Origin of the sequence: Microbacterium sp., from assembly GCF_047971895.1 — a bacterium.
GTDB lineage: Bacteria > Actinomycetota > Actinomycetes > Actinomycetales > Microbacteriaceae > Microbacterium.
On sequence record NZ_JBKEAF010000135.1, the window covers coordinates 12296 to 36481 of the forward strand.

The window sequence follows — 24186 nt, forward strand, 5'->3', positions numbered from 1 at the left end:
TTCGGTGCCCTCATCCTAACGATCGCGCCCGACAGCACCCTGGATGCGCGGTCGACTCACAGCGAACCGGCTCAGCGCCCGAGCACGCGCTCCAGATACGTGTTGGCGAACATGCGCTCGGGGTCGAGGCGGTCGCGCAGTGCGACGAAGTCGTCGAACCGGGGGTAGCGCTCACGCAGCGCCGCCGCGTCGAGCGTGTGCATCTTGCCCCAGTGCGGGCGCCCGCCGTAGCCGAGCATGATCTGCTCGACGGCCTCGAAGTACTCGGCGGGGTCTTCGCGCCAGTAGCGGTGCACCGCGATGTACCCCGATGCACGGCCCGACGCGGTCGACATCCAGAGGTCGTCGGCGCCGGTGAAGCGCACCTCGACCGGGAACGAGATGCGCCAGCGGCGCTCGTCGATCAGCCGTACGAGGGCACGGAAGGCGGGTTCGACGTTCTCGGCGGGAACCGCGTATTCCATTTCACGGAACCGCACACGGCGGTTCTGCGTGAACACACGGTTCGAGACATCCGTGTACTCGCGGTTTCCGGTCAGCCGAGCCGCCAGTCGGCTGTATCGCGGCACGAGCGCGGGGATCGCCATCCCCGTCCCGCACACGACGCGGTACAGCCCGTTGGCGAGCAGCTCTTCATCGACCCACCGGCCCACGCGCGGCAGCGGGTGCCGAGGTGCATCGCCGGGCAGTCGCGTGTTCGTCTTGGTGAGGGCGACGTCGGTGTGCGGAAACCAGTAGAACTCGAAATGATCGGATGCCTCGGCGCGCTCGGTCATCGCGGCGAGCACGTCATCGAGGGGTTCGGGGTGCTCGACGGCGTGCAGCACGAAGGCCGGCACGCACTGCACCGTCACCTCGACGAGCACGCCCAGCGCGCCCAGGCCCACGGCCACGGCGGGTAGCAGCTCGGGGTTCTCTGCCTCGCTGACCGTCAGCAGCTCGCCGTCGGCGGTCACCAGCAGCGCCCCGACGACCTGTGTCGAGATGCCGCCGAAGCGCGATCCGGTGCCGTGGGTGCCGGTGGAGATGGCCCCCGAGATCGTCTGCCGGTCGATGTCGCCGAGGTTCTGCATCGCCAGCCCGTAGGGGCGCAGCAGCCGGGGGATCTGGTGCAGGCGGGTGCCGGCGCGCAGCGTCACACGGGCGCGCTCGCGGTCGACGGAAACGAGGCCGGTGAGGTCGCCGAGATCGAGCAGCACGCCGGGAGCGACGGCGATGCCGGTGAAGCTGTGACCGGCGCCGACGGCCTTCACGTCGAGACCGTGGCGCCCGGCCGCCTGCACGGATCGCCGCACCGCCGCGGTGCTGGCCGGCCGTTCCACCGACCGCGGGCGCACCTTCGCCGACCGGCCCCAGTTCTGCCAGACACCGCCCATGCGTGTCACAGGAACGTCTTCCCTTCGCCGCGGTACGTGGGCGCTGTCGCGACCAGCCGGTCCCCCGTCACCAGGCGGTACTCGTCGACCCGTTCGGCCAGCTCGCCGCTCTTGGCGTGGCGGAACCAGACCCGGTCACCCACCTGCAGGCCGCGGGCGGCCGCCCCGTGCAGCGGGGTCTGCACCTCGCCGGATCCTTCGCGCGGCAGTGTGCGCAGGCCGCGCGGCCAGGTCGGCACCGGCTGTCGCGACGCCGCGGGCGGACCCGACGCGATCCATCCGCCGCCGAGCACGGTCGCGATGTCGGGCAGCGGCTTGCGCACGACATCGAGTGCGAACGCGGCGGCCGGCGCCGGGTCGAACGACCGGTATCCGTCGAACAAGTGCCCCGCAAGCAGTCCGCTGCCGGCGGTGACCTCGGTGACCGCATCGTCGCTGCCGGTGAACTCGAGCGAGCCGGTGCCGCCGCCGTTGATGAACTCGAGCGCGGCGATCTCGCGCAGGGCGGCGACGATCGCCTCGCGGCGGGCGCGCAGCTCGTGCCGCGAGCGGTGCTGAATCCACCGGATCACCGCATCGCCCGATCCGGTGTCGTCGCCCTGACCGGCGATCTGCGCCTCGTACATCATCAGCCCCACGAGCCGGAAACCCCGGCGCCCGGTGATGACCCGGGCGAACGAGGCGACCTCGCCGGGGTGGTGCAGCGGTGAGCGGCGCACTCCGATGTGCCCGAGGCCGGGTGCGCGCCACGAGGCATCGGCGTCGATGGCCACGCGCAGGGCGGGGCGGGATGCCGGGGGTACGACCGCGTCGATCAGGTCGAGCTGCGCCGGGTCGTCGACCATGAGCGTGATGCGCGCGGCAGCCTGCTCGTCGGCGGCCAGTCGCGCGATCGCGTCGCGGTCGGCGGTCGGGTAGCCGAGCACGATGTCGTCGTGGTCCTCGGCCAGCCACAGCGCCTCGGGCAGCGTGAAGGCGAGGATGCCACGATAGCCGGGCAGGGCGAGCGTCGCGTCGAGCAGCGCGCGCACGCGCACGGACTTGCTCGCGACCCGGATGGGCACGCCGCCGGTGCGCACGAGCAGATCGAGGGCGTTGTAGCGCAGCGCATCGATGTTCACGGCGGCGACAGGGCCGGAGCGGCCTGCGACGGCGGTGGTCATGGCACCCCAGTAGGCGGCAGGGTCGCGCCAGGGTTCGACGGCCGCGTCGGAACTCGCGGCGAGCAGGTCGAGCATCCTCTCAGACTACGCGCACGCGCACCGTGCGCACCGCCCCGCGGTCGTCATCGCAGTGGCAGCGGGGAGTCCTTGCCGTAGATGTGGATCACACCGGGACCACCGGCGAAGAACTCGTCGTGGTTCGGCGCCGCTTCGACCTCAAGCACGGTGACCGCGACATCCGGTGCCGCCTGGAAGGTCGCGTTGTGCGACCCGGGCGCGTTCTCGTCGGCACCGACAGCCTCGGTCTTCACCCGTGCGAGCTGGGTGTGCGCACCGTATGCACTGCTGGCGGCATCCGCGTAGTCGGTGTAGATGCTGTCGACTCCGGCGACGACGCCACGCTGGGCATCGCCTGCCTGGGCGGTGGCGCCGAGCACGTACTGCCCGTCGGTGTTGAACGCCCAGCCGCCGGCCTTCGCCGCGACCGACGACGGGTGCAGCTGCATCCCGCAGGACGGGATCAGGTGCAGGTCGATGCCGGAGGCGGCCGACGGCCATGGGCTGGTCTTCGCGCTCTCGCGCAGACGGTGATCCGAGTGGTCCAGGCAGATCTCCACACCGACGGTGATCGGCTGATCGCCGTTCGGCACCGTGAAGATCGCGTAGGGGTCGAACGCGTCGACCTTGAAGTCGCCAGCGCTCGTGTCAAGCACCGGGTATGCCGTCATCTGCTCGGTGATGACGGGTTTGCCGGTGACATCCCACAAGAGAAAGTCCTCGTTCGAGTCGTAGTACTTCTCGGTCGTGAGCGCCTGCACCCCAAGTCCCGCGGTGACGCCGTCGATGGGCGTCGAACTCAGCACGAGTGCGCGGTTGCGCACCTCGACTGAGGGGTAGGCGTGTCCGTTCTTGGCGAAGTTCACGAACATGTCGAAGATCACGAGGCTGAGCGGTCCCGACGAAGCGATCCAGCCCTCCCCCAACGCCTTGACGATGTCATTGCGCACCGTCGTCGACGTCGAGGCGAAGACGGCGTCGATGTCGGCGACCTCGGCGCTGATCACGGTGCCCAGCACGAGCAGGAAGTTCGGGTACGCCTCCGCCGGGAACTGCTCCTGCAGCACCGCGAGGATCGCATCGGCCGGGTCTTCCTCCCCGGGCTTGTGCACGTAGGGTCCCATCGTGCCGTGCCAGAAGAACTCGGGTGCGACGAACACGTTCAGCACACTCGGGTCGTCGGGCGCTGCTGCCTTCGCCGTGTCGACAGCGCTTTTCAGCACCTTCGCCCGAGCCTGGATGTCCACCTGCACATCCTCGGCCGCCCGATAGGTGCCCGCGACCGCGCCGGTGCCGTTCGGGTCGCCCACCGCAACCATGTCAGCCGGTGTCGTCGGGATGGCGTAGCCGATGAAGCGGACCTTGTCGTACGCCACCGCGCTCACTCCTCCTGAGCGGTGTCGGCGGATGCTGCGGCGACGGGTGTGGCCGCAGCATCCGTCTTCTGCTCCCACGTGAAGGGCGCGTAATCCGGGTCGTTCGACTTCCAGCTCGGCTTGCGGAACTGGTAGATGATGTTCGGAATCGCATAGACGACGAGCACCGCCACGATGAGCAGCACCGTGTACAGCACCGGGCTGCCGACATCGATCTGGTTCGGCGGCACGAACTCGACGAAGAACGTGAAGGCCGCCACCAGGAAGCCGACGCCTGCCACGACCCACAGGAACCCGTTACCCTTCTTGCCGAGACGGAACGGCCGGGGCCGGTCGGGCTGGCTGTAACGCAGACGGATGACCGCCGAGAACATCAGGATGTAGATGGTGATGTACAGGATCGTCGCCAATTGCTGAAGGATCTGGTACGCCGCCTGGACGCTCGGCAGGATGACGAACAGGATGGCGAGCACGACGATGATCGCCGCCTGCACACCCAAGATCAGTACGGGCGCGCCGTGCTTGTTCGTCTTCTGCCACGAGGGCGGGAGGTACCCGCCCTTGGCGCCGGCGAGGAGACCCGTCGAAGGACCGGCGACCCACGTCGTCACCGTGACGAGCACACCGACCGCCAGCATGATCGCGGCGATCGAACCACCCCACGGAATGCCCATCCAGTCGAAGATGTCGTAGTAGGTCACCAAGATCGCCTGGGTCAGGTTGATGTCCTTCTTCGGCATGACCCACGCGATCGAGAGCGTGCCGAGCGCGAAGATCAACACGGTCAGACCCGCCGAGATGAAGATGGCGATCGGGTAGTTGCGCGTCGGGTTCTTCACTTCCTTGATGTGCACTGCGTTCATCTCCATACCGGCATACATCTGAGTGATGCCCAGCGCGAGGACGATGGTGCCGAAGCCGGCGAAGTCGGGGATCACGGCGCCCCAGCTGACGTCCATCTCCGGCGCATGCCCACTGGCCGCGTAGGCGATCGCCCCGAGGAACAGCACCGCCATCGGGATGAACACGCCGATGACGCCGCCCCACTTCGCCATCGTGGCGAAGCCTTTGCTGCCGAACAGCGTGATGATCGTCGCGAGCGCGTAGACCACCAGCACGATCATGATGACGAAGATGTTGTTCCCCGAGAGCGCCTCCGCTTCCTTCTCGTCCGGATTGATGAAGGCCAGCGACACGGCGCCAAACGTCAGCGCGGTCGGGATGAACACGCACACCTCGACCCAGGCGATGAACATCACCATGAAACCGATGCGACCCTTGAACGCCTCGCCGACCCAGCGGAAGATCCCGCCCTTCTCGGGCCAGCCGGTGGCGAGTTCCGCGGCCACCAGCGCGATCGGAACCAGGAAGAAGATGGCGGCGACCACGTAGTAGAAGATCGAGCTGAGTCCGTACTCGGCCTCCGCCGGCAGGTTGTTCAGCGAAGCGACGGCGGTGACATTCAGCAGCGCGAGGCCGAAGATCGAGATCCCGCCGACTTTCACAGCATTCGCCCTGCGGTTCCTCACGGCCGCTCCAGCGGCCTGGTCGGCATTCTGAGACACACGTACCTCCCGACGTCGGTCGGCTGGGCCGACTGCGTGCACGACACACCCTATCAAGTCTCATAGGAAGCGCACAGCAGATTCAAACGTGGCGTCCTGATGGTGCGTCTCGTCCACCACGCGCACGGAGTGAACCGCCGCGGTGCGCGCGGCACCTCACGCCGTACCCCCGGTGGGACTCGAACCCACACTGAAGCGATTTTAAGTCGCCTGCCTCTGCCATTGGGCTACGGGGGCGCACCCTCAGGCTACAGACCGGCGTGGATCAGACGGAGACCTTCGACTCGGCCTCGGCCGACGTTGCCTCGACGGGCTGCGGCGGGCGCGGACGCGCGGCGAACTCCTCGAAGACGTAGCGCGGGTTCTGCACCGTCTCGAGGTTGACCAGATCACGGTCGAGCCAGAAGTTGTTCCACCAGCCCCACAGCACGCGCCACTTGCGCTCCCACGTCGGCATCGCCAGGCCGTGGTAGCCACGGTGCGCCAGCCACGCGACGAAGCCCTTGAGCGCGAGCTTGCCGGACTGGAACACACCGTTGTACAGGCCGAGACCCGCCACGGCGCCCATGTTCTTGTGGAAGTAGTCGCGCGGGGCCTCGCCGCGCAGCACGGCGACGAGGTTCTTCGCGAGCAGCTTCGCCTGCCGCACCGCGTGCTGGGCGTTCGGCACGCAGTACCCGCCCACACCGCCGCCGGACAGATCGGGCACCGCCGAGACGTCCCCGGCCGCCCAGGCCCCCTCGACGATCTCGTCGTCGGTGCCGACGCGCAGGTCGGGCCGCGTACGGATGCGCCCGCGTTCCTCGACCATGAGGTCGCTGCCGCGCACCACGGTCGGGTTGGCCATGACACCGGCGGTCCAAATGACGAGGTCGGTGGGGATCGTCTCGCCCGTGGACAGCTCGACGTTGCCGTCGACCGCTCCGTTGACCTGTGTGTCGAGGTGCACGCTCGCCCCGTGCGCCGCCAGGCTCTTGAGCACCCACTCGCTCGTCTTCAGCGACACCTCGGGCATGATGCGGCCCATCGCCTCGATGAGGTGGAAGTGCGTGTCGTCGAACGTGAGCGACGGGTAGTGCGAGACGAGGGAGGATGCCAGCGAGCGCAGCTCTGCGAAGACCTCGATGCCGGCGAAGCCGCCGCCGACCACGACAACGGTCAGCAGGCGATCGCGTTCTGGACCCGGGGGCAGCGTGGCCGCCTTGTCGAAGTTCGACATGAGGCGGTCACGGATCGCGACGGCCTCCTCGATGGTCTTCAGCCCGATGGCGTTGTCGGCGATGCCGGGGATCGGGAAGGTGCGCGAGACGGCACCGGCGGTGACGACGATCTGGTCGTACTCCTGCTGCCACGGCTCCCCCATCGACGGGGTGATCGTGGCGACCCGGTTGTCGTGGTCGATCGCGGTCACCTTCGCGGTGATCACGTGGGTGCGCTTGAGGTGGCGACGGTGCGCGACGACGGCGTGGCGCGCCTCGATCGAGCCGGCCGCGACCTCGGGCAGGAACGGCTGATACGTCATGTACGGCACGGGGTCGACCATGGTGACCTCGGCCTCGCCGCGGCGCAGGTGCTTCTCGAGCTTCCAGGCCGTGTAGAAGCCGGCGTAGCCGCCACCGACGATGAGGATCTTGGGCACGGCGTTGCCTGCAGTGCTGGTCACGATGAAAGAGGCTCCTTGACAGGGATATGTCGGGTCATCGGCTCGGCACACGGGAGGCGCGAGCCGATCGGACACGTCGGATGGCGACGGTGACACCGAGCCCGATAAGAATAGCAGGCACGGTGAGCATCAGCAGAGGCACGGTGCCGTACCGGAGGGTCTCGAGCGACGGCAGCAGCGGCGAGGCGTCGTCGCTGACCGGGTCGGCGGCGGGCAGCTGCGGAATCTCCACCGGCCCCACGACAGGCTGCTCGGTCGGCTCCTCCGGTGCTGCGCGGCGGTACACGCGCACCCACTCGGACAGGCTGCCCATCGGGTTCTCGGCGACGGCGGGGACCGATGCCGACACGGCGCGCGCGGCATCCACCAGTCCGTAGCCGTACAGCGCATCGCGCGGCTGGGTCGCACCGGCGACCGGAGTCGCGGTCGCCACGATGCGGTTGATCACGTTGTTCGCGTTCAGGTCGGGGTGCGCCGCACGCACCAGCGCGGCGATGCCCGCCACGATCGGTGCGGCACCGCTCGTGCCGCGCCACTGCACGATGCGGCCGTCCGGCGAGACCCCGAGCAGCTCTTCGGACGGCGCCGACACGCCGATGGTGATGCCCTGAGTGGATGCCTCGACGCTCGCCTTGCCCGCCGGGTCGACGCCGCCGACGGTCAGCACGCCGGGGATCGTCGCCGGAGCGCCCACGCGCGTCGTGCCGTTGCCGCGGTTGCCTGCGGCCACCACCACCACGACGTCGTGGTCGAACGCGTACCGGAACGCCGAATCCCAGCTCTCGTCCCAGTCGGGTGTGTTCGTGGTGAGCGACATGTTGATGATGTCGGCGCCGTTGTCGACGGCCCAGCGCATCGCGTCGGCGATCTGGTCGGCGACCGAGCGGGTCGCCGAGGCGCCGAAGCCGACCGAGATCGACAGCAGCTCGGCCTCGGGTGCGACCCCCACCATGCCGGTGCCGTCACCGGTTCCCCGCGACGCGGCGAGCGAGGCGACCCAGGTGCCGTGGTCGCGATCGATCGCGCCCACGGGGGTGCGGCCGTCGGCGCTGCCCAGACCCGACACGTCGGTGCCTCCGGCGACGGCGCCGTCGAACTCGACCGGCCCCTTGGCGATGCCGGTGTCGATGATCGCGATCGTCACTCCCTCGCCGCGCGTGATCTGCCACGCATCGCGCACGCCGTAGTCGTCGAGCCAGTACTCCCGTTCGCGGATCGGGTCGTTCGCGTCCTCCGGGGCCTGCACGGGTGCGGCGGGCGCGGACGCGGCCAGCGCCGGCGAGGCCGACAGCGCCAGCACCAGGGTCGCCGCGGCGACCCCCAGCATCCGTCCGATCCTCATGCGGCCTCCCCCGGCGCGACGCACTCGCAGCGCTGCGGCGACCACGTCGACCGCGCGAGCGCCTCGTCGCCGATCGGGTTGACGCCGGGACCGGTCGCCAGGGCGTGACCGGCCAGGGCGTGCAGGCACTTGACGCGCGTCGGCATGCCGCCGGCCGAGATGCCGGCGATCTCGGGCACGTCGCCGAACTGCTCGCGGTCGGCGATGTAGGCGGTGTGCGCGGCGGCGTAGGCCGCGGCGACCTCAGGGGCGTCGAGCAGCGCGGCCAGCTCGGGCATGACCTGCGTGGCCTCCAGCTGCGACATCGCAACGGTCGCCGCCGGGTGGGTGAGGTAGTAGAACGTGGGGAACGGGGTGCCGTCGGGCAGACGCGGCGCCGTGGCCACGACGACCGGGTTGCCGCACGCGCAACGCGCCGCGATGCCCACCACGCCGCGCGGTTCCCGCCCGAGCTGCGCGCGAACGACCGCCAGGTCGGCGTCGTTCACAGGCGCAAAGGGCGGCGTCGGCACAGGTCACTCCTCGTTTGCGGTCAGGCTACCGCGCAGCGCCTGGGATGACGCTGGATCAGCGCGGCTCGGTCGCAGACGGCATCGGCTCGTCGGGCACGCCGATGGTCAGCGGCGCCGCAGCGGTCGACGCGAGGCCCGCCTCGATGACCGAACGCGCCAACTGGGTCATCCAGTCGCCGTCGGCCTGCTCGAGGGTGTCGCTGACCACCGCCTCCTCGCGGGGCACCTCGGTGGCATCGAGATCGTCGACCACGAGGTAGACGACCTCGCCCGGCGTGACGTAGTACAGCCGCTCACGGGCCTGCGTGGTGATGTATGCGGGGTCGCGCCACTGCTCGCGCTGGCGCTCCAGTGCGTCGACCTCGTCCTGCGTCAGCTCGACCGACGCTTCGAGCGCCGCGATCTGCTGCCGTTGGTCGATGTACGTGCCGAGCGTGGGTACCAGTACGAAGGCGGCCAGCACGACCAGCCCCAGCATGATGACCATGAAGCCCGACAGTCGGATGCCGCCGAGCCATCCGCGCACGTCCACGCGGGGCCCGGCAGGAGGAGCCGACCTCGTCATCCGACTCCTTCCCTTCGTAGCGCTCAGCCCGTGAAGCGCGGGAACGCGGCCCGGCCGATGTAGTCGGCCGCATCGCCCAGTTCCTCTTCGATGCGCAGAAGCTGATTGTATTTCGCGACGCGCTCGGAGCGGGCGGGCGCGCCGCTCTTGATCTGACCCGAGTTCACCGCGACCGCCAGGTCGGCGATCGTCGTGTCCTCGGTCTCGCCCGATCGGTGCGAGAGCATCGTCGTGTAGCCGGCACGGTGGGCGACGTCGATGGCGTCGAGGGTCTCCGACAGGGTGCCGATCTGGTTGACCTTCACCAGCAGAGAGTTGGCGGCGCCGCGGGCGATGCCGTCGGCCAGACGCTGCGGGTTGGTGACGAACAGGTCGTCGCCGACCAGCTGCACGCGACGGCCGAGCCTCTCGGTGAGGGCCGTCCAGGCATCCCAGTCGTCTTCGGCGAGGGCGTCCTCGATGGTGACGATCGGGTACGCGTCGACCAGGTCGGTGTAGTACTGGATGAGCTCGTCGGCCGTCCAGTCGCGGTTCTCGAGCCGGTACGCGCCGTTCTCGAAGAACTCTGTGGCCGCGACATCCAGCCCCACCGCGATGTCGGAGCCCGGCGTGAACCCGGCCTTCTCGATTGCCGTGACGAGAAAGTCGAGGCCCTCGCGGTTGCTGGGCAGATCGGGGGCGAAGCCGCCCTCGTCGCCCAGGCCCGTCGCGAACCCGGCGGTCTTCAGCTCGCCCTTGAGCACGTGGTAGGTCTCGGTGCCCCAGCGCAGCGCCTCGGCGAAGGTCTCGGCACCGATCGGGGCGAGGAAGAACTCCTGCATGTCGATGCCGTTGTCGGCGTGCTCGCCACCATTGATCACGTTGAACAGCGGCACCGGCAGCACGTGCGCGTTGGGGCCGCCGAGGTAACGGAACAGGGGCAGGTCGGCACTGTCGGCCGCGGCCTTGGCGACCGCGAGGCTCGCACCGAGGATCGCGTTGGCGCCGCAGCGGGACTTGTTCTCGGTGCCGTCGACCTCGAGCAGGATCTCGTCGACGATGCGCTGTTCGCTGGCGTCGACGCCCTCCAGCGCGGGGCCGAGCTCGTCGACGACCGCGTCGACGGCCTTCAGCACGCCCTTGCCGCCGTAGCGGCTCTTGTCGCCGTCGCGCAGTTCGTACGCCTCGAACGCGCCGGTGGAGGCCCCCGACGGGACGGCCGCACGCTGAACGATGCCGTCATCGAGCAGCACCTCCACCTCGACGGTCGGGTTGCCGCGCGAATCCAGGATCTCGCGCGCGTTCACTGCCTCGATGAGTGCCACAGGGACTCCTTGCTCGATGGGTGCTGCTCGATGGGTGGCGGAGCGACGTCGGTCCGCTTCGAGTCTAGTGAGAGTGGATGCCGCGGCCACAGGCCCACGCGATCGCTGTCGTCACGTCAGCACAGCGATCGCGACGCCGTCCCAGCCCTTGGCGTCGAGCGTCTGCAGGGCGGTCGCGTCGAATCGCGGGTCGTCGCGCAGCATTTCGATCCCGCGCTGCGTGCCGACCACGTCGGAGCGCGTCGACTGCGGGTCGGCCACTGCTCCGCCGCGCCCCACGTTGTCGACGACGACGACCGTGCCGGGGTGCCCGAGCCGGGCGGCCCAGTCGAGGTAGATCGTGTTCGACTGCTTGTCGGCGTCGATGAACACGAGGTCGAACGCGGGCTCGCCGTCCAGCGTCGGCAGTACGTCGGCGCCGCGCCCGATGCGGATGTCGACCCGGTCGCCGACGCCGGCCCGGTCGACGTTCGCGCGGGCGACCGCCGCGTGGGCGGGCTCGGCTTCGATGGTGACGACCCGACCTCCGTCGGGCAGCGCGCGGGCCAGCCAGATCGTGGAGTACGCGCCGAGCGTGCCGATCTCGAGCACATGCCGTGCGCCGGCGATGCGTGCCAGCAGATGCAGGAGCTTTCCGTTGACCGGAGCGACCTCGATCGCCGGCAGCCCGGCGACGTTCTGATCGGCGACGGCCGCCTCGAGCGCGGGATCGTGGCCGACCAGGGTGTCGGCGAAGTATCGGTCGACGGCACGCCAGGCGTCCGGGGTGGGGTCGGTCATGGTGTCCCGCTCAGGTGTCGTGTTCGATGATGCCGACGTCCTGTCGGTGGTCGTCGGCGGCACCGGGCGGGTACGCCGCGACCTCGGACCGCCGGCCGAGCATGATCATGCTGACGACGGCGCCGCCGACCGATCGCGGCGAGGAGGAAACCGACCTGTCCGGTCCACTCCTCGCGCGGCTTCTCCGCGGCGACCGCCTCCGGCGCGCCCTTCATGCGGGCACGTTATCAGCAGCGGCGCCCTCCGCGATAGCCACTCGGCGTGAAGCCCAGCACGGCGTGGAAGTCGTTCGACAGATGCGCCTGGTCGCTGTAAGCCCAGGTCGGCGGCGCAGGCAGTTCGTCAGCGATCGACAACCGATCCGGCGATGCGCACAGCATCCGGCACCATATGAGGCATGCGCCCGCTCAGGACAGCGGCTTGATCTCCAGTGATGTGCGGGTCGCGCCCGTGGTCACGGTCGCGAACGCCGTGTATCCGTCGGCGGCAGCGCGCTCGAGCAGGCCCTTGAGGTTCTTCGTGCGGTGCTCGAGACGCACGCGCGAGCCCTCGGCGACCAGCGTCGCCTTGAGTGCCAGCAGCTCGGCGGCGGGCACGTCGCGGTCGTGCACGAGCACGACGGCCGAGGATGCGGCATCCGCCTGCTCTTCGACGAGATCGACGATGCGCTCGAACCCGATCGAGAAGCCGACGGCCGGGGCATCCTGCCCGAGGAACCGGCCGACCATGCCGTCGTAGCGCCCGCCCCCGCCGAGCGAGTAGTCGACGCTCGGGTGCGCGAGCTCGAAGATCGTGCCCGTGTAGTAGCCCATGCCGCGCACGAGGAACGGGTCGAACACGAGGGGCACCTCTGCGCTGCCGGTGGCGGCGGTCACGGCCTCGCCGATGCCGACGAGATGCGCGACGATGTCGGCGGGCGCCCCGTCGGGCAGCGCCTTGCGGATCTGCCCCTCGCCGTACGGCCGGTACTCGAGGGTCTGCGGTCGCAGCAGGAACGCGCGGAACGCGTCGACGGCTGATGGCGTCGCCGCGCGCTCGGTGAGCTCGCTCACGACCCCGTCGGGGCCGATCTTGTCGAGCTTGTCGATCGTGATGAGCACCCCCGGCCGCTCGTCGGCGCGGAATCCGAAGCTGTCGAGCATGAAGTCCAGCGCCCGGCGGTCGTTGATGCGCACGGTGCCGCCGTCGAGACCCAACGCGTCGAGCGTGTCGAGCGTGGCGACGACGAGCTCGGCCTCGGCACGCGCCGACGCGTCGCCGATGATGTCGATATCGCACTGCACGAACTGCCGGTAGCGGCCCTTCTGCGGGCGCTCGGCACGCCACACGGGGGCGATCTGGATGGCCCGGAACACGGTCGGCAGCGCGCCGCGGTGACTGGCGTAGAACCGCGCCAGCGGAACCGTGAGGTCGTACCTCAGGCCGAGGTCGGTGAGCGCGGCGACGTCGACCGGCGCATCCGGGTCATCCGCGGCCGCGCGTACGGCCGCGGCATCCAGTCCCCGCTTGAGCACGTTGTACGCGAGCTTCTCGTTGTCGCCGCCGATGCCGGCGTGCAGGCGGGCGTGCTCCTCCATCACGGGGGTCTCGATCTCGTCGAAACCGTGGGCACGATAACGCTCGCGGATGATGGCGAGCACACGCTCGCGCCGGGCCTTGTCGGCGGGGAGGAAGTCGCGCATTCCGCGCGGCGGATTGACGGATGCCACGCATCTATCCTTCCAGGTCGGCCTCGGCGCGGCGGACCTCGGCCTCGAGACGCCGCAGCCGCTCGCGCAGGGCGCGCTCGGCATCCCACCCGTTCGCCCGGGCGTGCACGGCGAGCGCCAGCAGTGCGTCGCCGAGCTCCGCCTCGGTCTGCGCTGCAGCCTCGGCGGGCGGGGCATCGACGAAGGCCGCGCGGTCGAGGAGCTTCTGGGCCAGGGCGAGCGACGGCATCCGCTCGCTCACACCGTCGAGCACCGACCGGCGCTGATGCTTCTCGGCCGCCTTGGCAGCGTTCCACAGCACGAGCACCTGCTCGGGGGTGTCTGCGCTCTCGCCCGCGAAGACGTGTGGATGCCTGCGGACCATCTTCTCGGTCAGACCACGGGCGACGTCGTCGATGTCGAACGGATCGTCGGGGTCGCGCGACGCGATCTCGGCGTGGAACAGCACCTGCCACAGCAGATCGCCGAGCTCTTCGCGCAGCTCGGCGCGCGTGCCGTCTTCGACGGCGTCGATCAGCTCGGCGCTCTCTTCGACGAGGTATGGCACGAGGGCACGATGATCGACCTGCTGTGTCCACACGCAGCGGTCGCGCACCGCGCGCATCGTCTCGGCCGCTTCGCGCAGCGCATCGGTCATGACGGGATCTCCATCCTTCGATAATGCCGTGCCCGCCACAACACGAGCACCGCGGACAGCACGAGCGAGCCGAGCAGCGGAAGACCGGCTGCAGAAGGGATGCCTCGGCCCAGCGCCGATCACACGCTCCAGCCTCGGTAGAGCGGGCGAAGGGGCTCGACGTCAGTCGACGCGGCGGTCCTCGACGTGCCGGGCGAGGCTGCGGCCGTACCGCTCGGTCAGCTGCACCATCAGGTCGGGCGTCGAGCGGTCCAGCCCGAACACATAGCCCGGGAAGTCGAGCTCGCGCTGCGAGGCGGCAATCTCGTCGTGCGCCTCGGGCGGCAGGAGTCGCAACGGCACGCCGATGGCCACCCATCCGATCGGGACGACCGTCTCGGCCGGCAGCTCGGTGCGCAGGTGCACGACCGCGTTGATGCGCACCTCGCTGCGCTCGCCGATGCGCGCGCCGTTGAACACGCGCGTGCCTGTCGCGAGGAAGACCTCGTCTGCGATCGTGGCTCCCGACACGCTCGCCATCGGGCCGACGAGCACGTGGTCGCCGATGTGCACGGGGTTCGTGGCGGTCGCGCGGATCACCGCGTTCTCCATCACGATCACCTGGTCGCCGAGGGTGATCGGCCCGCCCTCCGACGTGATGATCGCCCCGTGCAGGACCTGGCAGTCGGGGCCGATCGTGACGTCCCCGCTGATGACCGCGGTCTCGGCGATCACCGCCGATGGGTGGATGCGCGGCTGGCTGTCCTGATGCTCGAACTGCACGTCGACCTCCTCGTCCCGCTCAGCGTAGCGCGGCGATGGGCGCGACGCGGGTAGGGTGAGAAGGTCGGCCCCACCAAGGCACATTCCACTTTCAGCAGTTCCGCGGTCACCTCCGCGTCCTGCTGCGGCGCGCACATCCGCCCCCGATCGAACCGAAAGCTTCCGTTATGACCGACACATCCGAGCTTCCCGCCGCCATCGGCGACGTGTACGAGACCGTCGTGGCCCGCAACGCCCACGAGCCGGAGTTCCAGCAGGCCGTGCACGAGGTGCTCGGATCGATCGCCCCCGTGCTCGAGGCGCACCCCGAGTTCGTCGACGGCGGCATCCTCGAGCGGGTCGTCGAGCCCGAGCGGCAGATCGTGTTCCGCGTGCCGTGGGTCGACGACGCCGGGCGACTGCAGGTCAACCGCGGCTTCCGCGTGCAGTTCTCCTCGGTGCTCGGTCCATACAAGGGGGGCTTGCGGTTCCACCCGTCGGTGAACCTGTCGATCATCAAGTTCCTCGGTTTCGAGCAGATCTTCAAGAACGCGCTGACCGGTCAGGGCATCGGCGGCGCCAAGGGCGGCAGCGACTTCGACCCGCACGGCCGCTCCGACGCCGAGGTGATGCGGTTCTGCCAGTCGTTCATGGGCGAGCTGTACCGCCACCTCGGTGAGCACACCGACGTGCCCGCGGGCGACATCGGCGTGGGCGCGCGCGAAATCGGGTACCTTTTCGGCCAGTACCGCAAGATCACCAACCGGCACGAGTCGGGCATGTTCACCGGCAAAGGCGTGCAGTGGGGCGGTGCCGAGGTGCGCACCGAGGCCACCGGATACGGCGCGGTCTTCTTCGCGCAGGAGATGCTGGGCGTGCACGGCGACATGTTCGACGGCAAGCGCGTCGCCGTGTCGGGCTCGGGCAATGTCGCGATCTACGCGATCGACAAGGCCCACCAGCTCGGCGCGAAGGCGATCACCGCGTCGGACTCGACCGGGTACGTCATCGACGACGCGGGGATCGACGTCGACCTGCTGCGCCAGGTCAAGGAGGTCGAGCGTGCGCGGGTCGACGAGTACGCGCGTCGCCGGCCCAGCGCCCGGTTCGTGGAGGGCCGCCGGCCGTGGGAGGTGGCGGTGGACGTCGCGATCCCGTCGGCCACGCAGAACGAGCTGGACGAAGCGGATGCTGCCGCACTCATCGCCAACGGTGTGCGCGTCGTCGTCGAGGGTGCGAACATGCCCTCGACCCCCGGTGCGGTCGACGCGTTCCGTGCCGCGGGCGTGCTGTTCGGGCCCGGCAAGGCCGCCAACGCGGGCGGTGTCGCGACGTCGGCGTTGGAGATGAGCCAGAACGCGGCCCGCCAGCGGTGGAACTTCGAAGACAGCGAGCGCAAGCTGCGCAGCATCATGCGCGACGTGCACCACTCGGCCTTCGCCGCCGCCGAGCGGTACGGGCATCCGGGTGACTACGTGGTCGGCGCGAACAGCGCCGGCTTCGAGCGCGTCGCCCACGCAATGCTCGCGCAGGGCGTCATCTGACGGTTCTCATCGGCTGTTCGGGTCTATAAACTGTCGGGCATGGCTCGCAGAATCGTGCATCAGCTCGTCGACGACCTGGACGGCACCGTGCTGGAGGTGGGCGCGGGCGAGACTGTGCTGTTCTCCCTCGACGGCGTCGCCTACGAGATCGACCTCACGGACGGCAACGCCGCACAGCTGCGCGACGCGCTGCAGCCATACCTCGCAGCCGGGCGCCGTGTCTCCGGACGGGCCACGACCGGGTCGGCGCAGCGCGGCCGGCGACGCAGCGGTCAGCGCGATCTCGCGCCGGTGCGCGCCTGGGCCAAAGAGAACGGGCACAGCGTCTCGGAGCGCGGTCGCGTGCCCGCCGCCGTGCTCGAGGCGTACGACGCCGCCCACTGATCGCACCGAGCCGGGCCTCAGTCGTCGGGGTCGACCACGGCGAGAGTCTGCCCGCGGGTGACCTGATCGCCGGCGGCCACCCGCAGCGCGACGGTACCGGCGACGGCGGCACGCACGACGTGCTCCATCTTCATCGCCTCGACCACGGCGACGGCGTCGCCGACCTCGACGCGCGCGCCATCGGCGACGGGCACGAGCACGACGGTGCCGGGCATCGGCGAGTCCAGGTGCGGCACGGCGTCGGTGCCGTCGGCGGCGGCCTCGATGCGTGCGAAGCGCACGGGGAACACGGCCCCGCCTGCGGCGATGTCGACCCCGTCGGTGCGCACGAGGGCGGGGAACCGGCGCACGGTACCTGCCACGCGCACCTCGGCGATGCGTTCGTCGATGGCGACCACCGCGCCGGTGCCGGGCTCGCCGGCAGCCACTCGCACCCGCTCGCCCGGGCCGACCTCGACGGTGCGCTGCGCACCGTCGGCGGTCAGCCGATAGCGGCTGGGGGCGGCACCGCCCAGCCGCCAGCCGGTGGCCCGGCCCCACACCGTGTCGGGTGCGCGCTGCGCGTCGCGGCGCGCGAGCAGGAGGGATGCCTCGGCGAACACGCGCGGTGACGGGTCGGCGAACCGCAGGCCGTCGAGCTCGCGGGCGATCAGCCCCGTGTCGAGACGCCCGGCGACCACCTCGGGCAGTTCGAGCAGCAGCCGCAGGAACTCGACGTTGGTCGTGAAGCCGAACACCGCCGTGTCGTCGAGTGCTGCGACCAGGCGGCGGCGGGCCTCGTCGCGGTCGGCGCCGGTCGCGATGATCTTCGCGAGCATCGGGTCGTAGTCGATGGAGACGTCGAGGCCGTCCTCGAGGCACGTGTCGACACGGATGCCTTCGCCGGACGGGTGGTGCACGGCATCCACTCGTCCGCCCGTCGGCAGGAAGCCCGCACGCGGGTCCTCCGCGTACACGCGCGCCTCGATGCTGTGGCCGGTGAGCACGATGTCACGCTGCGTCACCGCGAGCGGCTCACCGGCGGCGATGCGCACCTGCTGCTCGACGAGGTCGACGCCCGTGATCTCCTCGGTGACGGGGTGCTCGACCTGCAGGCGCGTGTTCATCTCCATGAAGAAGAACTCGTCGGGCCGGTCGGCGGCGACGATGAACTCGACCGTGCCGGCGCCGCGGTAGTCGACGCTGCGGGCCGTCTCGCAGGCGGCCTCGCCGATGCGGGTGCGCGTGGCCTCGTCGAGCAGAGGCGAGGGCGCCTCTTCGATCACCTTCTGGTGCCGGCGCTGCAGCGAGCACTCGCGTTCGCCCAGGTGGATGATGTTGCCGTGCGCATCGGCGAGGATCTGCACCTCGATATGCCGGGGGTTCTGCACGTAGCGCTCGAGGAACAGGGCGTCGTCGCCGAAGCTCGCGGCGGCCTCGCGGCGGGCGGCGGCGAGGGCGGCGGGAAGGTCGGATGCCTCGGCAACCACGTGCATGCCCTTGCCGCCGCCGCCCGCCGAGGGCTTGATCAGCAGGGGGTAGCCGATGCCGGGCGCGGCGGCGATGAGGTCGTCGTCGGTGAGGCCGGGCCGGGCGATGCCGGGCACGGTGGGCACACCCCGAGCCTCGACCGCGAGCTTGGCGGTGATTTTGTCGCCCATCGTCTCGATCGCGGTGGCCGTCGGGCCGACGAACACGATCCCGGCCCGTTCGCAGGCGCGGGCGAAGGCGGCGTTCTCGGCGAGGACTCCGTAACCGGGGTGGATGGCCTGCGCGCCGGTGGCGCGCGCGGCGGCGAGCACGCGCTCGATGTCGAGGTAGCTCTGCGCGGCGGGCGCGGGGCCGAGCCGTACGGCGGTGTCGGCAAGGCGCACATGCCGGGCGCCGGCATCCGCGTCGCTGTACACCGCGACCGAGCGGATGCCGAGCCGGCGCAGTGTCTCGATGACGCGGCAGGCGATCTCGCCGCGGTTCGCGATGAGGACGGTGTCGATGATCCTGGTCATGTTCCTCACATCCGGAAGACGCCGTAGGAGGGGCCCGGCTCCCGGGTCCGGAGCCGTTCCTCGGGCCTGTCGAGAGACACCACATCGAGGGCGAGTCCGAGCACGTCGCGGGTCTGGGCGGGTTCGACGATGCCGTCGTCCCACAGCCGGGCTGTCGAGTAGTACGGATTCCCCTGCACCTCGTACTGCTCTCGGATGGGCGCCTCGAAGGCATCCTGCTCCTCGGCGGACCACTCGCCGCCGCCGGCCTCGATCTGGTCACGGCGCACCGTCGAGAGCACCGATGCGGCCTGCGGACCGCCCATCACCGAGACGCGTGCCCCCGGCCACAGCCACAGGAATCGCGGGGAATACGCCCGTCCGCACATCGAGTAGGTGCCGGCGCCGAATGACCCGCCGACGACGACGGTGAGCTTGGGCACCGAGGCGCAGGCGACCGCGTTGACCATCTTTGCTCCGTGCTTGGCGATGCCCCCCGACTCGTATTCCCTGCCGACCATGAACCCCGTGATGTTCTGCAGGAACACCAGTGCGATGCCGCGCTGGTCGCACAGCTGGATGAAGTGCGCGCCCTTCAGCGCCGACTCGCCGAACAGCACGCCGTTGTTGGCGAGGATGCCGACACGGTGCCCGTGGATGCGCGCGAACCCGGTGACGAGCGTCTCTCCGTAGTCGCGCTTGAACTCGTGGAACGAGCCGCCGTCGACGATGCGGTCAATGATCTCGTGTGCGTCGTATGGCACGTTCAGCCCGACCGGCACGACATCGGTGAGGGTGGCGGGGTCCTTGGACGGCCCCTCGACACGCTCGGGGAGCGGCATGTGCTGCGCTCCCCCGCTCCCCGAACCCAGGGTCGCCACGATGTCACGGACGATCTGCAGCGCGTGCTCGTCGTTCTCGGCGAGGTGATCGGCCACGCCCGACACGCGGGTGTGCACGACACCGCCGCCGAGGTCCTCGGCCGAGACGACCTCACCGGTCGCGGCCTTCACCAGCGGCGGACCGCCGAGGAAGATCGTGCCCTGGTCGCGCACGATCACCGTCTCGTCGCTCATCGCCGGCACATAGGCACCGCCCGCGGTGCTCGAGCCGAGAACGGCAGCGATCTGCGGGATGCCGTCGCGCGACATCCGGGCCTGGTTGTAGAAGATGCGCCCGAAATGGTCACGGTCGGGGAACACCTCGTCCTGCATCGGCAGGAACGCGCCGCCCGAGTCGACGAGGTAGATGCACGGCAGCCGGTTCTCGGCGGCAACCTCCTGCGCGCGCAGGTGCTTCTTCACTGTCATCGGATAGTACGTGCCACCCTTCACCGTGGCGTCGTTGGCGACCACCATGACGTGCCGCCCGTGCACGAGCCCGATGCCGGCGACGACGCCCGCCGACGGTGCGTCGCCGCCGTACATGCCGTCGGCGGCGAGCGGCGACAGCTCGAGGAAGGGGCTGCCGCGGTCGAGCAGCGCGTCGATGCGGTCGCGGGCGAGCATCTTGCCACGGGCGGTGTGCCGCTCCCGCGAGTGCTCCGGGCCGCCGAGCGCAGCCACCGCGGTGCGCTCGCGCAGCTCGGCGACAAGGTCGTCATAGGTCATGCGGTCATCGGCGCTCACCCGTTTAGGTTAGCGAGTGTTAACTGAAATGTCGAGGGGTCGGCGTCGCCATCGACGATGGGGGCACCGTCGCCGTCGTTTCCGATGGCGAACCACGGGCTGTTCACCCTCACCGGGCCTTCGGCACCGCGAACGTCGCCTACCGTGGAGGTATGAGAGTCGTCGCAGCATCCGATTGGCGCGATGGCCTCGCGTTCGAGACCCCGTTCATCCTCGCCGAGGTGCTCCCTGGCGACCCGGCCCGCTGCGTTGCGTGCGGTGCCGACGCCGAGCCGCTGCCACGCCCCGAGTTATGGGCGTACAAGCACCGCCACCCCAAGAATCACGACGGATTCGTGCGGTTCTACTGCGCGGCGCACGTTCCCGCTGCGAAGCGTGCGGCACCCGCGGCATCCCGCGGCCCGGCACCCCGCCGTGCTGCGCCAAAGCGCACACCGGCAGCGCCGGAGCGGCCGGCGCCGCTGTGCCCCGATTGCTTCGTCGAGGTGCCGGGCACCGGCGTCTGCGGAATGTGCGGCGCCACGGTGACAGCCACGTCGTGAGTCAGTGCGCGCGGGGCGCGAAGTGAGCGATAGGCACGGGCCGTCGTGGTCCGCTCGTCTCGCCCCGCAGCCTCCGATTGCGGGCCTCGCACACCACCTCGTCGAGCGTCGCGAAGGTGCGGCGTCGGCCTTCTCGATGTAGGCAACGACGTGGGCGGTATCGTCAACCACCACCGCGTTGTCGCACAGCCGCCAGCCGTCGACTCCCACCGCGGTCAGTTCCCATCGAGGCCCGCGTGGGGAACCGGTCCCGTCATGCTCCACCTGCCTGTCACCTCGAGCCTGGCACAGTCGGCGCAGTGCGTGGAGGGGCGTGACAAACGACGTCATCTGACCGACACGTCGCGCAGCCCGGCTGCCGCGCGTCGGGCTACCGAACGACGGCGGTGACGGTCGCGAGCCGCTGCAGCACCTCGTGGCTGATCGAGCCGAGCAGGAAGCGCCGCACGGGGCCGCGGCCGCGCGACCCGACGACGGCGAGGCGCGCGTCGGTGGCCAGCTGGTTGATCACCGCCGACGGGTAACCCTCGACCGCGCGATCGTCGATGACGAGGCCGGGATGCTGCAGCCGCACCTCCGCCAGCGCCTCATCGAGGGTCTCGTGGGCGACCAGATTCATTCCGCTGCGGTAGTCCTCGGGGATGACCAGGGGCGCGTGCCGTGGCGAGGCGATCGGCGACCACACGGCGACCGCGATGAGCGGTTCACCGGCACGAGCGGCCTCGGCAGCAGCGAAGGCGATCGCACCCGCCGACACCGGTGACCCGTCGACGCCGACCACGACTCCGCGGCGATCGCCGAGTTCGAGGTCGGGAACGACGACAACAGGGCACGCAGCATCGGCGACGATGCGGATGCCACGCGACCCGCGTGCCGGGCCCGATTCGGGGCCGCGGTAGTCGCTGCCCAGCACGATGAGCACCGCATCCTTCGACGCGTCGACGAGTGCCGCTACCGGATCGCCCACCTCGACACGCGTGCGGATCGCGACGCCGGACTCGGAGTGACGGTGAGCCTCGGCATCCAGCATCTCCTGCGTCGCCGCCATCGCCGCCGCGACCAGCTCTCCCTCACCAACCGCACCGACGGCGCCGCCCACGACACCGAGCAGCTCGACCTGCTCGCCGCGCGCCGCCGCACGGGCCACAGCCCACCCCGCCGCGCGCCTGGTCGCGGGCTCCTTCGCCACTCCCACAACGATCGTGTCACTCATGGCTGCCCCCTCCCGCTCGAGCCTATCCACGGTGGGCGGCGTGCGGCCACCGGCTCTCACCGACGAACGGTGATCACGTCGGTGACGTGCGCGATCAGCGATGTGCGGCTTCCGCCGCTGGCCTCGTTGCGGTCGGCGATTCCCTACGCGGCGTAGAGCCCTTTCGTGGCGATCCAGCGCAGCGGCTCGGTGACGATGAGAGACGAGTCCATCGGCAGCCACAGCCGGCGCAGCCCTGGCAGCTGGACGTCGGCGCTCTCCCACTCCTGCTCCCCACCGTCGCCGCGCGAAGTCACGCCTCCTGCGCCGGGGTGCAGGCGACGGTGAACTCGCCGCCCTTCCGGATGTCGGCGTCGATGCCCTCTGCGGCGGCCACCCGGATGACCTCGTCGACCGTATCGTTCATCGCACGCTGGAAGCGCCCGACCTCGCCGCGACCGTGCGCGGCGTGCTGCTGGCGACCGCCCGTGATCGAATCGGTGAGCCATCCGCCGTTCCTGCCCGAAGCACCGTACTCGGCGAACCGCTGCTCGATGACGGCGATGCGCAGTGACGGGTCGACCCGTGCGAGATAGTACGTCTCCAGTCCCGTGTACCCGACGCCGACGATTGCCACGCCGACGGCGAGCGCCCCGGCACCGGCGGCCGCACCGTGGCGCTGCCGATCGCGTTCCACCCGTGCGAGACTTCCCCGTTGATCATCACCGTCCGTTTGCGAGGGGCCCGGGGCGAGGCCATCGCAATGCGACGGAACAACTGGTGCCCCTGGAGGGACTCGAACCCCCAACCGTTTGCTTAGGACGCAACTGCTCTTCCATTGAGCTACAGAGGCTGGCGGCATCCAGTCTATGCAAGCGTGGCCCGCATGGCCCACGCCGCGTGTACCGCGGTGACTCGCCCGGCTCAGCTGCCCTCGGAAGTCTGGAGCACGCCATACGAGAGCAGGGCGTCGCTTCCGGCGTCGGCCGCCGACACGTAGACGCCGAAGTCGCCCTTTTGGAGCATCCCGTTCACCATTCCCGATCCGTTCGACCAGAAGGCTTCCCTCCAGCCATCGGAGAGAAGTGCCTGACGAGCCTGCTCGGCGGCCGTCTTCGGGTCATCGACGTCGACATCCACTCCTCCGCCCGTGAGTCCCTCGATCAGCTCTTCTGCACCACCCTTTGCCACCTCTTCGCGGAGCTGGTCGAGTGGGTTCGGGAAGCACCCGGCCAGAGTGAGCGAGGTGACACGCACCACAGCAGCGATGGCAGCCTTCGCAGCAGGTCCGGTTGGGTTCACAATCAACCCCTTCGGTCGGTAACGACCAATCGTCGTTCGCTCACCGTGCCAGACGTCCGTGCGGCCAGTGCACCGGCACCAGCGCCCGCGACGATCTTGACCGGCAGCTCGTTCTGCACGATCGACAGCAGATCACCCATGAGCATCGCGAGCCCGCCACCGGCCAGCGCGACGACCTGACGCTCGCGGTCCACCGCCTGCGCGCCCCGCGCCAGCGGCAAGGCGTTCGCCATCGATCCGTGCGTGAACGAGCCGAGCAGCCGCCGCCGACCGTTCAGGTGCAGATAGCGGGCCGCCCACACGGTGGGCGTTCCGACATCCGCCGTGAACCCGAGAATCGCCGTGCGGTTGCATCGCCCGTCGAATCTCGGAATCGTGGCCGCTTCGGAACCGAAAGGAAAGCACATGCTGACACTGACGGAGAACGCCGCCACGGTCGTGGAGGGGATCGTGGTGCAGAACGCCGGAACGGACGAGTCCGGCCTGCGCATCGCCGGTGCGGACGATCCCCGCGCCGGGTTCGCCCTGACGCTGGCAAGTCGCGAAGAGAGCGATGACGTCGTCGAGGAGTCGGGTGCCACGTGTTTTTCGACCCGACGGCATACGCTGCTCTCACTGACCGTGTTCTCGACGCCAAGGTCGACGACCAGGGTAGGGTGCGGTTCGAACTCGCCGGGGTCTGCAAGGTCCCGGTGCCTTCGCGCCGGGACCCTTTCCGCCTGAGCTGTCACTGGAAGTCCCGCGACCGATGCCGCACTCCCACCTTCACGTCTTCGAACCCGTCGGCGACGATGTTGGTGACGCCTTCGGGCGAACGTTCAAGCAGGCCCCGCACGATCA

General features: G+C 69.9%; 23 protein-coding genes, 2 tRNA genes and 1 pseudogene. 4 read left to right on the forward strand and 22 right to left on the reverse strand.

Going from position 1 to position 24186, the window contains the following annotated elements; all coding sequences use genetic code 11:
* Positions 1-71 precede the first annotated feature (71 nt).
* From ACK5IN_RS10315 to ACK5IN_RS10380, 14 genes are all read right to left on the reverse strand, one after another.
* Complete coding sequence (locus tag ACK5IN_RS10315) at positions 72-1385, reverse strand: D-arabinono-1,4-lactone oxidase (RefSeq protein ID WP_416896098.1); 1314 nt, start codon at positions 1383-1385, stop codon at positions 72-74.
* Positions 1382-2614 (reverse strand): amino acid deaminase/aldolase, encoded by a 1233-nt coding sequence (locus ACK5IN_RS10320; protein WP_416896099.1) that lies wholly within the window; start codon positions 2612-2614, stop codon positions 1382-1384. The genes ACK5IN_RS10315 and ACK5IN_RS10320 overlap by 4 nt, the downstream gene beginning before the upstream one ends.
* Positions 2615-2661: 47 nt before the next feature.
* Positions 2662-3972, reverse strand: a complete 1311-nt coding sequence (locus ACK5IN_RS10325) for a hypothetical protein (RefSeq protein WP_416896100.1) — start codon at positions 3970-3972, stop codon at positions 2662-2664.
* Between the two features lie 5 nt (positions 3973-3977).
* Positions 3978-5477, reverse strand: a complete 1500-nt coding sequence (gadC, locus tag ACK5IN_RS10330; RefSeq protein ID WP_416896101.1) for a putative glutamine/gamma-aminobutyrate antiporter GadC — start codon at positions 5475-5477, stop codon at positions 3978-3980.
* A 224-nt stretch (positions 5478-5701) separates the two neighbouring features.
* A tRNA-Leu gene (locus ACK5IN_RS10335) sits at positions 5702-5774 on the reverse strand.
* 28 nt (positions 5775-5802) lie between these two features.
* A complete protein-coding gene (locus ACK5IN_RS10340) occupies positions 5803-7176 on the reverse strand; it encodes an NAD(P)/FAD-dependent oxidoreductase (protein ID WP_416896120.1) in 1374 nt (457 codons plus the stop codon).
* Positions 7177-7234: 58 nt separating this feature from the next.
* Positions 7235-8527 carry a S8 family serine peptidase gene (locus tag ACK5IN_RS10345; protein ID WP_416896102.1) on the reverse strand — a complete coding sequence of 431 codons (1293 nt, stop codon included), beginning with the start codon at positions 8525-8527 and terminating at the stop codon, positions 7235-7237.
* A gap of 11 nt (positions 8528-8538) precedes the next feature.
* A complete protein-coding gene (locus ACK5IN_RS10350) occupies positions 8539-9054 on the reverse strand; it encodes a DUF501 domain-containing protein (RefSeq protein WP_416896103.1) in 516 nt (171 codons plus the stop codon).
* 55 nt (positions 9055-9109) lie between these two features.
* Complete coding sequence (locus ACK5IN_RS10355; RefSeq protein ID WP_416896104.1) at positions 9110-9619, reverse strand: FtsB family cell division protein; 510 nt, start codon at positions 9617-9619, stop codon at positions 9110-9112.
* A gap of 23 nt (positions 9620-9642) precedes the next feature.
* A complete protein-coding gene (gene eno, locus ACK5IN_RS10360) occupies positions 9643-10923 on the reverse strand; it encodes a phosphopyruvate hydratase (RefSeq protein ID WP_416896105.1) in 1281 nt (426 codons plus the stop codon).
* 111 nt (positions 10924-11034) lie between these two features.
* Positions 11035-11703 carry an O-methyltransferase gene (locus tag ACK5IN_RS10365; RefSeq protein WP_416896106.1) on the reverse strand — a complete coding sequence of 223 codons (669 nt, stop codon included), beginning with the start codon at positions 11701-11703 and terminating at the stop codon, positions 11035-11037.
* A 407-nt stretch (positions 11704-12110) separates the two neighbouring features.
* Positions 12111-13385 carry a histidine--tRNA ligase gene (gene hisS / locus ACK5IN_RS10370; protein WP_416896121.1) on the reverse strand — a complete coding sequence of 425 codons (1275 nt, stop codon included), beginning with the start codon at positions 13383-13385 and terminating at the stop codon, positions 12111-12113.
* A gap of 31 nt (positions 13386-13416) precedes the next feature.
* The gene (locus tag ACK5IN_RS10375) at positions 13417-14049 is read right to left on the reverse strand and encodes a MazG nucleotide pyrophosphohydrolase domain-containing protein (protein ID WP_416896107.1); all 633 of its coding nucleotides are present in this window, start codon (positions 14047-14049) and stop codon (positions 13417-13419) included.
* 162 nt (positions 14050-14211) lie between these two features.
* Positions 14212-14811: a gamma carbonic anhydrase family protein gene (locus tag ACK5IN_RS10380; RefSeq protein WP_416896108.1), complete on the reverse strand. Its 600-nt coding sequence runs from the start codon at positions 14809-14811 to the stop codon at positions 14212-14214.
* 167 nt (positions 14812-14978) lie between these two features.
* Here ACK5IN_RS10380 and gdhA point away from each other — a divergent pair, with 167 nt between their 5' ends.
* Entirely contained in the window at positions 14979-16334 is a 1356-nt protein-coding gene (gdhA, locus tag ACK5IN_RS10385; RefSeq protein WP_416896109.1) for an NADP-specific glutamate dehydrogenase, read from the forward strand.
* Positions 16335-16373: 39 nt separating this feature from the next.
* Positions 16374-16718, forward strand: a complete 345-nt coding sequence (locus tag ACK5IN_RS10390; protein WP_416896110.1) for a histone-like nucleoid-structuring protein Lsr2 — start codon at positions 16374-16376, stop codon at positions 16716-16718.
* A gap of 17 nt (positions 16719-16735) precedes the next feature.
* Here the strand turns inward: ACK5IN_RS10390 and ACK5IN_RS10395 are convergent, their stop codons facing one another.
* Positions 16736-18703, reverse strand: coding sequence for a biotin carboxylase N-terminal domain-containing protein (locus tag ACK5IN_RS10395; protein ID WP_416896111.1), 1968 nt, complete (start codon positions 18701-18703; stop codon positions 16736-16738).
* A 5-nt stretch (positions 18704-18708) separates the two neighbouring features.
* A complete protein-coding gene (locus ACK5IN_RS10400; RefSeq protein ID WP_416896122.1) occupies positions 18709-20292 on the reverse strand; it encodes a carboxyl transferase domain-containing protein in 1584 nt (527 codons plus the stop codon).
* Between the two features lie 170 nt (positions 20293-20462).
* Here ACK5IN_RS10400 and ACK5IN_RS10405 point away from each other — a divergent pair, with 170 nt between their 5' ends.
* Positions 20463-20852, forward strand: coding sequence for a glucose-6-phosphate dehydrogenase (locus ACK5IN_RS10405; RefSeq protein ID WP_416896112.1), 390 nt, complete (start codon positions 20463-20465; stop codon positions 20850-20852).
* 370 nt (positions 20853-21222) lie between these two features.
* Here ACK5IN_RS10405 and ACK5IN_RS10410 read toward each other — a convergent pair whose 3' ends face one another.
* From ACK5IN_RS10410 to ACK5IN_RS10435, 6 genes and pseudogenes are all read right to left on the reverse strand, one after another.
* Positions 21223-22065: a universal stress protein gene (locus tag ACK5IN_RS10410; protein ID WP_416896113.1), complete on the reverse strand. Its 843-nt coding sequence runs from the start codon at positions 22063-22065 to the stop codon at positions 21223-21225.
* Positions 22066-22208: 143 nt separating this feature from the next.
* On the reverse strand, positions 22209-22361 hold the full coding sequence (locus tag ACK5IN_RS10415) for a hypothetical protein (protein WP_416896114.1): 153 nt from the start codon (positions 22359-22361) through the stop codon (positions 22209-22211).
* Entirely contained in the window at positions 22358-22741 is a 384-nt protein-coding gene (locus tag ACK5IN_RS10420; protein ID WP_416896115.1) for an FAD-dependent oxidoreductase, read from the reverse strand. Before ACK5IN_RS10420 ends, ACK5IN_RS10415 begins: the two co-directional genes overlap by 4 nt.
* 81 nt (positions 22742-22822) lie before the next feature.
* Positions 22823-22897: transfer RNA gene (locus ACK5IN_RS10425), tRNA-Arg, on the reverse strand.
* Between the two features lie 71 nt (positions 22898-22968).
* Entirely contained in the window at positions 22969-23346 is a 378-nt protein-coding gene (locus ACK5IN_RS10430; protein WP_416896116.1) for a hypothetical protein, read from the reverse strand.
* A gap of 89 nt (positions 23347-23435) precedes the next feature.
* Positions 23436-23675 (reverse strand): annotated as a pseudogene (locus ACK5IN_RS10435) (thiamine pyrophosphate-dependent enzyme); the annotation flags it as partial.
* Between the two features lie 76 nt (positions 23676-23751).
* On the opposite strand from ACK5IN_RS10435, the gene ACK5IN_RS10440 reads away from it, so the two are divergent.
* A complete protein-coding gene (locus ACK5IN_RS10440) occupies positions 23752-24069 on the forward strand; it encodes a hypothetical protein (RefSeq protein WP_416896117.1) in 318 nt (105 codons plus the stop codon).
* The last annotated feature ends 117 nt before the right edge of the window (positions 24070-24186 follow it).

Excerpts from the sequence above, each read along its gene's own strand:
- ACK5IN_RS10320 (WP_416896099.1), bottom strand. The coding sequence starts at position 2,614 with ATGCTCGACCTGCTCGCCGCGAGTTCCGACGCGGCCGTCGAACCCTGG.
- ACK5IN_RS10345 (WP_416896102.1), bottom strand. The coding sequence starts at position 8,527 with ATGCTGGGGGTCGCCGCGGCGACCCTGGTGCTGGCGCTGTCGGCCTCG.
- ACK5IN_RS10355 (WP_416896104.1), bottom strand. The coding sequence starts at position 9,619 with ATGACGAGGTCGGCTCCTCCTGCCGGGCCCCGCGTGGACGTGCGCGGA.
- ACK5IN_RS10365 (WP_416896106.1), bottom strand. The coding sequence starts at position 11,703 with ATGACCGACCCCACCCCGGACGCCTGGCGTGCCGTCGACCGATACTTC.
- hisS (WP_416896121.1), bottom strand. The coding sequence starts at position 13,385 with ATGCGCGACTTCCTCCCCGCCGACAAGGCCCGGCGCGAGCGTGTGCTC.
- ACK5IN_RS10375 (WP_416896107.1), bottom strand. The coding sequence starts at position 14,049 with ATGACCGATGCGCTGCGCGAAGCGGCCGAGACGATGCGCGCGGTGCGC.
- gdhA (WP_416896109.1), top strand. The coding sequence starts at position 14,979 with ATGACCGACACATCCGAGCTTCCCGCCGCCATCGGCGACGTGTACGAG.
- ACK5IN_RS10390 (WP_416896110.1), top strand. The coding sequence starts at position 16,374 with ATGGCTCGCAGAATCGTGCATCAGCTCGTCGACGACCTGGACGGCACC.
- ACK5IN_RS10395 (WP_416896111.1), bottom strand. The coding sequence starts at position 18,703 with ATGACCAGGATCATCGACACCGTCCTCATCGCGAACCGCGGCGAGATC.
- ACK5IN_RS10400 (WP_416896122.1), bottom strand. The coding sequence starts at position 20,292 with ATGACCTATGACGACCTTGTCGCCGAGCTGCGCGAGCGCACCGCGGTG.
- ACK5IN_RS10405 (WP_416896112.1), top strand. The coding sequence starts at position 20,463 with ATGAGAGTCGTCGCAGCATCCGATTGGCGCGATGGCCTCGCGTTCGAG.
- ACK5IN_RS10410 (WP_416896113.1), bottom strand. The coding sequence starts at position 22,065 with ATGAGTGACACGATCGTTGTGGGAGTGGCGAAGGAGCCCGCGACCAGG.
- ACK5IN_RS10440 (WP_416896117.1), top strand. The coding sequence starts at position 23,752 with ATGCTGACACTGACGGAGAACGCCGCCACGGTCGTGGAGGGGATCGTG.